This is a genomic window from Photobacterium sp. ABD4_091 (assembly GCF_056160145.1).
In genome coordinates this window covers 1,290,124-1,300,000 of record NZ_JBSWWQ010000001.1, presented here as the reverse complement: position 1 = coordinate 1,300,000, position 9,877 = coordinate 1,290,124, and the positions used below count along the sequence as shown (strand labels likewise).

Annotated in this window: 4 protein-coding genes, 1 tRNA gene, 3 rRNA genes and 1 riboswitch (1 of these 9 cut by a window edge); of the genes, 6 read left to right on the top strand and 2 right to left on the bottom strand. The window is 51.2% G+C overall.

Annotated features, from left to right (window positions below):
* The 5 genes from ACXAGQ_RS05950 to metA all read left to right on the top strand — a co-directional run.
* A 23S ribosomal RNA gene (locus ACXAGQ_RS05950) occupies positions 1–1,100 on the top strand; it begins 1,788 nt to the left of the window's first position.
* Positions 1,101–1,183: 83 nt separating this feature from the next.
* A 5S ribosomal RNA gene (rrf, locus tag ACXAGQ_RS05945) occupies positions 1,184–1,299 on the top strand.
* A gap of 48 nt (positions 1,300–1,347) precedes the next feature.
* Positions 1,348–1,423, top strand: a tRNA-Thr gene (locus ACXAGQ_RS05940).
* A gap of 8 nt (positions 1,424–1,431) precedes the next feature.
* A 5S ribosomal RNA gene (gene rrf / locus ACXAGQ_RS05935) occupies positions 1,432–1,547 on the top strand.
* 244 nt (positions 1,548–1,791) lie between these two features.
* Positions 1,792–2,733 (top strand): homoserine O-succinyltransferase MetA, encoded by a 942-nt coding sequence (metA, locus tag ACXAGQ_RS05930; protein ID WP_475252542.1) that lies wholly within the window; start codon positions 1,792–1,794, stop codon positions 2,731–2,733.
* Between the two features lie 50 nt (positions 2,734–2,783).
* Here metA and ACXAGQ_RS05925 read toward each other — a convergent pair whose 3' ends face one another.
* Positions 2,784–4,073 carry a cation:proton antiporter gene (locus ACXAGQ_RS05925; protein WP_475252540.1) on the bottom strand — a complete coding sequence of 430 codons (1,290 nt, stop codon included), beginning with the start codon at positions 4,071–4,073 and terminating at the stop codon, positions 2,784–2,786.
* A 203-nt stretch (positions 4,074–4,276) separates the two neighbouring features.
* Here ACXAGQ_RS05925 and metH point away from each other — a divergent pair, with 203 nt between their 5' ends.
* Complete coding sequence (gene metH, locus ACXAGQ_RS05920; RefSeq protein ID WP_475252538.1) at positions 4,277–7,948, top strand: methionine synthase; 3,672 nt, start codon at positions 4,277–4,279, stop codon at positions 7,946–7,948.
* A 79-nt stretch (positions 7,949–8,027) separates the two neighbouring features.
* Here the strand turns inward: metH and lysC are convergent, their stop codons facing one another.
* Positions 8,028–9,410 carry a lysine-sensitive aspartokinase 3 gene (gene lysC / locus ACXAGQ_RS05915; protein ID WP_475252536.1) on the bottom strand — a complete coding sequence of 461 codons (1,383 nt, stop codon included), beginning with the start codon at positions 9,408–9,410 and terminating at the stop codon, positions 8,028–8,030.
* A 107-nt stretch (positions 9,411–9,517) separates the two neighbouring features.
* A riboswitch (Lysine riboswitch) is annotated at positions 9,518–9,705 on the bottom strand.
* Between the last annotated feature and the right edge of the window lie 172 nt (positions 9,706–9,877).

Here is a 9,877-nt window from a genome sequence, read left to right as displayed (position 1 = left end):
GAAAGATGACGTATACGGTGTGACGCCTGCCCGGTGCCGGAAGGTTAATTGATGGGGTTAGACTTCGGTCGAAGCTCTTGATCGAAGCCCCGGTAAACGGCGGCCGTAACTATAACGGTCCTAAGGTAGCGAAATTCCTTGTCGGGTAAGTTCCGACCTGCACGAATGGCGTAATGATGGCCACGCTGTCTCCACCCGAGACTCAGTGAAATTGAAATCGCAGTGAAGATGCTGCGTACCCGCGGCTAGACGGAAAGACCCCGTGAACCTTTACTACAGCTTGGCACTGAACATTGACCCTACATGTGTAGGATAGGTGGGAGGCTTTGAAACCGAGTCGCTAGATTCGGTGGAGCCGTCCTTGAAATACCACCCTTGTAGTGTTGATGTTCTAACGTCGCCCCGTTATCCGGGGTGCGGACAGTGCCTGGTGGGTAGTTTGACTGGGGCGGTCTCCTCCCAAAGCGTAACGGAGGAGCACGAAGGTGGGCTAATCACGGTCGGACATCGTGAGGTTAGTGCAATGGCATAAGCCCGCTTGACTGCGAGACTGACAAGTCGAGCAGGTGCGAAAGCAGGTCATAGTGATCCGGTGGTTCTGTATGGAAGGGCCATCGCTCAACGGATAAAAGGTACTCCGGGGATAACAGGCTGATACCGCCCAAGAGTTCATATCGACGGCGGTGTTTGGCACCTCGATGTCGGCTCATCACATCCTGGGGCTGAAGTCGGTCCCAAGGGTATGGCTGTTCGCCATTTAAAGTGGTACGCGAGCTGGGTTTAGAACGTCGTGAGACAGTTCGGTCCCTATCTGCCGTGGGCGTTGGATGATTGAGAGGGGCTGCTCCTAGTACGAGAGGACCGGAGTGGACGAACCTCTGGTGTTCGGGTTGTGTCGCCAGACGCATTGCCCGGTAGCTAAGTTCGGAATCGATAACCGCTGAAAGCATCTAAGCGGGAAGCGAGCCTCGAGATGAGTCATCCCTGAACCTATAAGGTTCCTGAAGGGTTGTTGGAGACTACGACGTAGATAGGCAGGGTGTGTAAGCGTTGTGAGGCGTTGAGCTAACCTGTACTAATTGCCCGTGAGGCTTAACCATACAACACCCAAGGGGTTTTACGGACTCCACGAACACTTGGATGAGTGTCGAGAACATCAGCTTTTTAGATTGTAAGAATTTTGCTTGGCGACCATAGCATTATGGACCCACCTGATCCCATGCCGAACTCAGTAGTGAAACGTAATAGCGCCGATGGTAGTGTGGGGCCTCCCCATGTGAGAGTAGGACATCGCCAGGCTTCCAATTTCGGAAATTCGCAAACGCGGGTTTCGACGCAGAATTGCGTGCTGGTATAGCTCAGTTGGTAGAGCGCACCCTTGGTAAGGGTGAGGTCCCCAGTTCAAATCTGGGTACTAGCACCACGATTTTGTTCAGCGACAATAGCACAGCGGTACCACCTGATCCCATGCCGAACTCAGAAGTGAAACGTTGTAGCGCCGATGGTAGTGTGGGGCCTCCCCATGTGAGAGTAGGTCATTGCTGAACACTTCTTCAAAACCCAGCCTAACGGCTGGGTTTTTTCATTTCTGACGATAAATAAATCGTACCTCTTCCATACCTACCTTACTTCATGAGCATTTCTCACCTTTACGTGCCACATCATCTATTCTTTTAATCTTGTTTTGCTTGCACCTTGGTGTGATCTCTTATAGTTTTATTTAGAAATCTGGACGTCTAAACATCTCTGGTGAGAAAGAGCAGACGGAAAAACGTTTAAGGAGAAGCACCCATGCCGATTAAGATCCCTGACAAATTACCTGCAACCGATATCCTACGGGGAGAGAATATCTTCGTGATGTCGGAAGCCCGTGCATCGAGTCAGGAAATCCGTCCTTTGAAGGTGCTGCTGCTAAACTTGATGCCGAAGAAGATCGAAACGGAAACCCAGTTCTTGCGTCTGCTTTCTAATAGCCCACTGCAGGTTGATGTTGAACTGCTCCGTATCGATAATCGGCCGACCAAGAATACCCCGACCGAACACCTTGATACCTTCTACCGCCAGTTCGAAATGGTGAAAGACCGTAACTTCGATGGCTTGATTGTCACAGGTGCCCCGCTAGGCTTGGTGCAGTTTGAAGATGTGCTGTATTGGGAAGAAATCCAAACCATCATGAACTGGGCCAAAGAGCATGTGACCTCGACGCTGTTTGTCTGTTGGGCTGCACAGGCAGGATTAAAGTTGCTGTACGATTTGCCTAAACGTACCCGCAAAGAGAAGCTGTCAGGGGTGTATTGGCACCGTACCCATGATTGTCATAACCCTATCTTGCGTGGGTTTGATGATTCTTTCTTAGCACCACATTCGCGCTATGCCGATTTCTCGCCGGAATACCTAGCTGAGCATACGGATCTGGACATTCTTGCGACGTCTGAGCAAGCTGGGGTGTACTTAGCTGCAACAAAGGACAAGCGTAATGTCTTTGTTACTGGTCACCCTGAGTATGATGTCGATACCCTGCATAACGAATATACTAGGGATGCAGGAGAAGGAATGGAGCCGAGTATACCGGTGAATTACTATCCGGACGATAACCCGCAGAAGCCGCCGATTGCCAGTTGGCGCAGCCATGGCCACCTCTTGTTTGCGAATTGGCTTAACTACTGTGTTTACCAGCAAACCCCTTACGATTTGGATCACTTCTCGGAAGCCAACTTCACCACTGATGAATAGTTTGTTGTCGAATAAAAAAGACCTGCCGGAGCAGGTCTTTTTTATCGTAGCTATTTACTTGGGCTATTTTCGGCTTCCCACAATTTGGCTTTGTGGATCAGCGGGGTAATCGTCGAACCCTGAATCAATATAGAGAACACGACCACTGAGTAGGTCATCACCAGCATAATTTCCCGCACATCAATGTTCTTGTCAGGGATCACCATAACCCCTGCCGGTACTGCCATGGCCATCGCAAGGGCAAGGCCGCCGCGCAAGCCACCCCAGGTCAGGATCTTGACTGACATCGGGTTGTAGTCGCGGTAGCGGTTGAAGCCGATATAGGACAGTTTGATACTGAGGTAGCGGCTGAATAGCACTAGCGGTACGGCAATGACCATCAGCACCCAGTCTTCTTGGTGGAAGCTAAATTGCAGCATGCTCATACCAATCAACAGGAACAGCACGCCGTTGAGGAACTCATCGACCAATTCCCAGAAATGGTCGAGGTGATCTTCACTTTCCTTGGAAAAACCAATGTAGCGGGTCCAGTTGCCGATCATGATACCTGACACCACCATCGCCAATGGGCCAGAAACATGGATGACATCGGCAAACACGTAGCCAGCGGTCGGGATACCTAAAGTTAGCAGTAGCTCCATTGAGTGGTCATTGGTGGAGCTGATCAGGTAATGGAATATCAGGCCCAGTGCGAAGCCGTAGGCGATACCGCCTATGGCCTCCTGCAGGAACAGCTGGCCGACACCAAGAACGGTAGGGGCTTCGTTACCAAAAGCGATGGTAAATAGGGTAACGAAAATGACAAGGCCAAAGCCGTCATTGAATAAAGATTCGCCCTCAATCTGGGTAGAGATACGCTTTGGCGCATCGAGTTTTTTTACAATGGCGAGTACGGCAATCGGGTCAGTCGGTGAAATCAGCGAGCCGAAAATCAAACAATAGATCAAATCAAGCTGGATACCGAGCGCCTGGCAAATCCCCCATAGGGAAAACCCGATGAAGAAGGTCGAAAATAACGTGGCGGCAAGGGCCAGGGTGGTGATTTCCCACTTTTGATCTTCTAGGTGAGGCAGTTTGATCCCCAGGCCGCCCGCGAACAACAAGAAGCCCAGAATACCCTTGAGCAAGAAGTTCTCGAAGTTGATCTCGCCAAGTTGGCTTGCTGCAATGTCTTCTAAGTGGAACCAGCCATTATGGCCGGCAACAATGATGCCCAGAGATAGCACCAACGCCCCAGCAGTGATGGCGATAGTGGTCTGCATTTTTCCTATTTTACTGTTTACAAAGGCGATAAGCATTGCTGCTGCCGCCAGGAAACAGAGGGTGCTGTAAACTGACATCCAGTGACCTCGATGGTGTTTGAAAGTAAAGCTGAAAATTGTGTCAAAATATAAATCTATCGCTGCCCGATAGCTATCTTTAATTTCTTACAATGAGTTAAAAATTAATCAACGAAAAGCCCTTTAGACGTCTAGATTTCCATTTTTGCTATGGTAGGATGTGAATTAGCTGTAACAATAGATAAGGAAGTAAAGCGGTGTTGATGGGCAAGGATTTACTAAATAAGCGCTTGGCAGAGCAGATCCTGATCATTGATGGTGGCATGGGCACCATGATCCAGGATTATAAGCTGGAAGAGCAAGATTACCGTGGTGAGCGTTTTGCCGACTGGCACATGGATCTTAAGGGCAATAACGACTTACTGGTACTGACACAACCGCAACTGATCAAGGATATTCATGCCTCATACCTCGAGGCTGGTGCTGATATCCTGGAAACCAACACCTTCAACGCAACCACGATCGCGATGGCCGATTATGAGATGGAAGCGTTGAGTGCCGAAATCAACCTCGAAGCGGCCAAGCTTGCCCGTCAAGCGGCTGATGAGTGGACGGCAAAGACACCGGATAAACCACGTTTTGTGGCTGGTGTATTGGGCCCGACCAACCGTACCTGTTCGATTTCGCCAGATGTGAATGATCCCGGCTTCCGTAATGTTACCTTTGACCAACTAGTCGAGGCGTATTCCGAATCGACACGTGCTTTGATTGAGGGTGGCTCGGACATCATCCTTATCGAAACTATTTTCGATACCCTCAATGCCAAAGCCTGTGCCTTCGCGGTAGATACCGTGTTTGAAGAACTTGGCCGTTCGCTACCAGTAATGATCTCCGGTACGATTACCGATGCTTCCGGCCGTACGCTATCGGGCCAGACTACCGAAGCCTTTTACAATGCACTTCGTCATGTAAGGCCTATTTCCTTTGGCCTTAACTGTGCGTTGGGCCCTGATGAACTACGCCCGTATGTCGAGGAGCTTTCCCGTATTTCCGAATGTGCGGTATCTACCCACCCTAACGCAGGTTTGCCAAATGCCTTTGGTGAATATGATTTGTCACCTGAAGAGATGGCAGAGCATATTAAGGAATGGGCCGAAAGCGGCTTCCTTAACTTGGTCGGTGGCTGTTGCGGTACCACGCCAGAACATATCCGACAGATGGCTGAAGCAGTAGCTGAGGTTGCCCCTCGAGCCTTGCCTGATCTCCCTGTGTCCTGCCGTTTGTCCGGCCTAGAGCCGTTGACGATTGAAAAGGATACCCTGTTCGTCAATGTGGGTGAGCGTACCAACGTGACGGGCTCAGCCCGCTTTAAGCGTCTGATCAAAGAAGAGTTGTATGACGAGGCATTGGAAGTTGCCCGTCAGCAGGTCGAAAATGGCGCCCAGATCATCGATATCAACATGGATGAAGGGATGCTGGATGCTGAAGCATGCATGGTTCGATTCCTCAATCTGTGTGCGTCTGAGCCTGAAATCTCCAAAGTGCCTATTATGGTCGATTCCTCCAAGTGGGAGGTTATCGAAGCTGGCCTGAAGTGTATTCAGGGCAAGGGGATTGTTAACTCTATCTCGCTCAAAGAAGGCAAAGAGAAGTTCGTTGAGCAGGCCAAGCTGATCCGCCGCTACGGCGCCGCTGTTATCGTCATGGCCTTCGATGAAGTAGGGCAGGCGGATACCCGAGAGCGCAAGCTGGAGATTTGTACCAATGCCTACCGAATCTTGGTTGATGAAGTCGGCTTCCCGCCGGAAGATATCATTTTCGACCCGAATATCTTTGCCGTTGCGACAGGTATTGAAGAGCATAACAACTATGCCGTCGATTTTATTGATGCCGTCGGCGATATCAAACGTGACTTGCCGCATGCGATGATCTCCGGTGGTGTCTCGAACGTCTCTTTCTCGTTCCGTGGCAATAACTATGTCCGTGAAGCTATCCATGCCGTGTTCCTGTACCACTGTTTCAAGAACGGTATGGATATGGGTATTGTGAACGCCGGCCAGCTTGAAATTTATGACAATGTCCCGGAGAAGCTGCGTGAAGCGGTTGAGGATGTGATCCTGAACCGCCGTGACGATTCGACCGAGCGCCTGTTGGATATCGCTGCTGAGTATGCCAATAAAGGTGTTGGCAAGGAAGACGATGCCTCAGCACTTGAGTGGCGTACCTGGCCGGTTGAAAAGCGCCTTGAGCATGCATTGGTCAAGGGGATCACCGAGTTTATCGTCGAAGATACCGAAGAAGCCCGTCTCAATGCGTCCAAACCGCTCGAGGTGATCGAGGGGCCGTTGATGGACGGCATGAACGTGGTCGGTGACCTGTTCGGTGAAGGTAAGATGTTCCTGCCGCAGGTGGTGAAATCAGCCCGGGTAATGAAACAGGCGGTTGCCCACCTAGAGCCTTATATTAATGCTGCGAAACAAGCGGGTGCGACAAACGGTAAGATCTTACTGGCAACAGTAAAAGGCGATGTTCATGATATCGGCAAGAACATTGTTGGCGTAGTCTTGCAGTGTAATAACTACGAAATCATCGATCTCGGTGTAATGGTACCTTGCGAGAAGATCCTCAAAGTCGCCAAGGAAGAGAATGTCGATATCATTGGCCTGTCTGGCCTGATCACACCTTCTCTGGATGAGATGGTGCATGTGGCGAAGGAGATGGAGCGCCAGGGTTTTGATCTGCCACTGCTAATTGGTGGTGCTACAACCTCCAAGGCTCACACCGCGGTGAAGATTGAGCAGAACTACAGCCATCCTGTGGTGTATGTGAACAACGCCTCCCGTGCGGTGGGTGTGTGTACCTCGCTGCTGTCTGACGAGTTGCGCCCTGCCTTTGTTGAAAAACTGGATGCTGACTATGTCAGGGTTCGTGACCAGCATAGCCGCAAGCGCCCTAAGACTAAGCCGGTTACCTTGGATATCGCACGTGCAAACAAGGTGGCGATTGACTGGGATAACTATACCCCGCCGGCACCGCTGAAATCTGGTGTGCAGGTGTTTGATGACTTTGATGTTGCCACCCTACGCCAGTATATCGACTGGACGCCTTTCTTTATGACCTGGTCGCTGATGGGCAAATACCCAGCCATCCTTGATCATGAAGAGGTCGGCGAGGAAGCGCGCCGCTTGTTCAAAGATGCTAACGACTTGCTTGATAGGGTTGAGCAGGAAGGTTTGCTCAAGGCTCGTGGTATGTGTGCCATGTTCCCGGCCAATAGCGTCGGTGATGATATCGAGGTGTACACCGATGAATCGCGTACTGAAGTTGCCAAGGTATTGCACAACCTGCGCCAGCAAACCGAGAAACCGAAAGGCTTCAACTACTGCCTGTCGGACTACATTGCACCGAAAGAAAGCGGCAAGGCCGATTGGATTGGTGCCTTTGCAGTAACCGGTGGTATTGGTGAGCGCGAGTTGGCAGATGCCTACAAAGCAGCAGGCGATGATTACAACGCAATTATGATCCAGGCAGTGGCCGACCGTTTGGCCGAGGCATTTGCCGAGTATCTTCATGAGCAGGTCCGCAAGGATATCTGGGGTTACTCGCCGGATGAAGATTTGTCCAACGATGATCTGATCCGCGAGAAATACCAGGGGATCCGCCCGGCACCGGGTTACCCAGCGTGTCCTGAGCATACCGAAAAAGGGTCGCTGTGGGAGCTGTTGCAGGTCGAAGAAACCATCGGTATGTCACTGACAACCAGCTATGCCATGTGGCCGGGGGCATCGGTCTCCGGTTGGTACTTCTCCCACCCGGACTCGCGCTACTTTGCGATCGCCCAGATCCAGGATGATCAGCGTGACAGCTATGCTGATCGCAAGGGCTGGGATTTGGTCGAAGCCGAGAAATGGCTGGGGCCGAACCTTAATGGCTAATAGGTTTTCTCAACAATAAAAAAGGCGCTCATTGAGCGCCTTTTTCTTTTCTGAGAATCAGAAACTTATCTGTATCAGCTTACTCGAACAGACCGTGGTGCAGAACCTTGATCACTTCGCGTGACTCTTCTGTTTTCACTAGGAAGCACAGGTTGTGGGTGCTGGCGCCGAAGCAGATCATGCGCGGGCTGTAGTCATCCAGGCGACTGAATACCTGGGTTGCCGCGCCTGGGGCATCACCAAGCTCGTTGCCGATCAAGGCAACTAGGCAGAGGTCTTGCTCGACTTCCACGCGACACAGCTTGCTGAGTTGTTCCATTGCCGTGGCTGGCAGGCTAGGGGCACCACCACCGGTATCGGTTTGATCCAGGGTCAGTGACACGCTAACTTCCGAGGTAGTGATCAAATCAACCGAAATTTTATGCTCGGCCAGAATACGGAATACTTCTGACAGGAAGCCGTAAGCGTGGAACATATTCAGGCTGGTCAGGGTAACCATGGTCTGGTTGCAGCGCAGTGCCAAGGCCCTGAATTTCGGTGGCTCGCTGACTTTCTGGCGTATCCAGGTACCGCCTTGCTCAGGCGCTTTTGAGGAGCCGATGAAAACCGGGATCTGCTGGCGGACCGCTGGTAGCAGGGTCGAGGGGTGCAGGATCTTGGCGCCGAAATTGGCCATTTCAGAGGCTTCGCTGAAGCTGATCTCGCTGATTGGCTTGGCATTGGCAGTGATACGCGGGTCGGTCGTGTACATGCCCGGTACGTCAGTCCAGATCTCAAGGGTTCCGGCACTGATGGCCTCGGCTACAAGGGCGGCGCTGTAATCACTGCCACCACGGCCTAGGGTCGTGGTTTCACCGTTGCTGTCTGAGCCGATAAAGCCTTGGGAGACGATTACCGCCTCGCCTGCCAGCAGGGGCTGGAGCTTGTCATCAGCCAGCTGGCGGATGGTGTCGACTTCCGGGATGGCTTTGCCGAACTGGCTGTCGGTACGCATGACAGAGCGAATATCGAAACGTTGGGCAGTCGCCCCCATTTCGTTGAGAATTTGGGTAAATAAGTGCGTCGACAACAGTTCACCATGAGCAACCAGCTGATCGGTCAGCTTGGTCGATGGTGCTTCGGCGGCCTGTTCGGCTAGGCTTGCCACGTTATTGATAAGTTGTTCTATGTGGCCAGCAACAGTACCTGGCTGAGCCAGCTTGTCGATAATGTCCTGGTGGATAGAGGTCAATTTATGTAGCCGTTGGGAGCGCTGCTCGTTATCGGCAATTCCGTTTGCAAGTTCAACTAACAGGTTGGTAACGCCGGAACAGGCACTGATCAAAACTACTTTGGCAGCAGGGTTGTCCTTGATGATCGAGGCACTTCGGCTCATGGCGGCATGATCGGCTACGCTAGTACCGCCAAATTTCGCTACGGTTATCGGTGGAGGAACAGTAAAGTTATTTTCGACAAAGCTCACAACGAGTCTCCCAGTAATAAAGAGTATAAACGCAATTAACAGGGGGCTCGGGATGGTGATCCCGACAAAAGTCAGGAGAGCAAAACGGTAAGATGTAAACCGGTACAACAACCAGAAGCTCCCCATCTACTCATTACCATGATGAATAGATGACAGCCAGAAGGATTCAACCTTCGTAGCCGATACACCATGCCCCCTGTCATGCTGTATCTCGGCGTTACTCCCCCTCTCCAGACTGCTTCGGGGTGGGGCCCCGCAATCCTAGATACCTGGGTAACGCTCCTCTTCTGTCTTCACCTGGGGAAAACCTTTCCTCAGGATGAACAAAAAACGATCTACATTGAACCGGATTTGCAGGTATGTTGTCAATTACATAGAAATAAAATATGCATAAATTTTGCAAAAAATTGTCACAAATATTGAAGGAATCTATGTGCTAGAAGGTAGTTACGATTTGGTATAAGCAT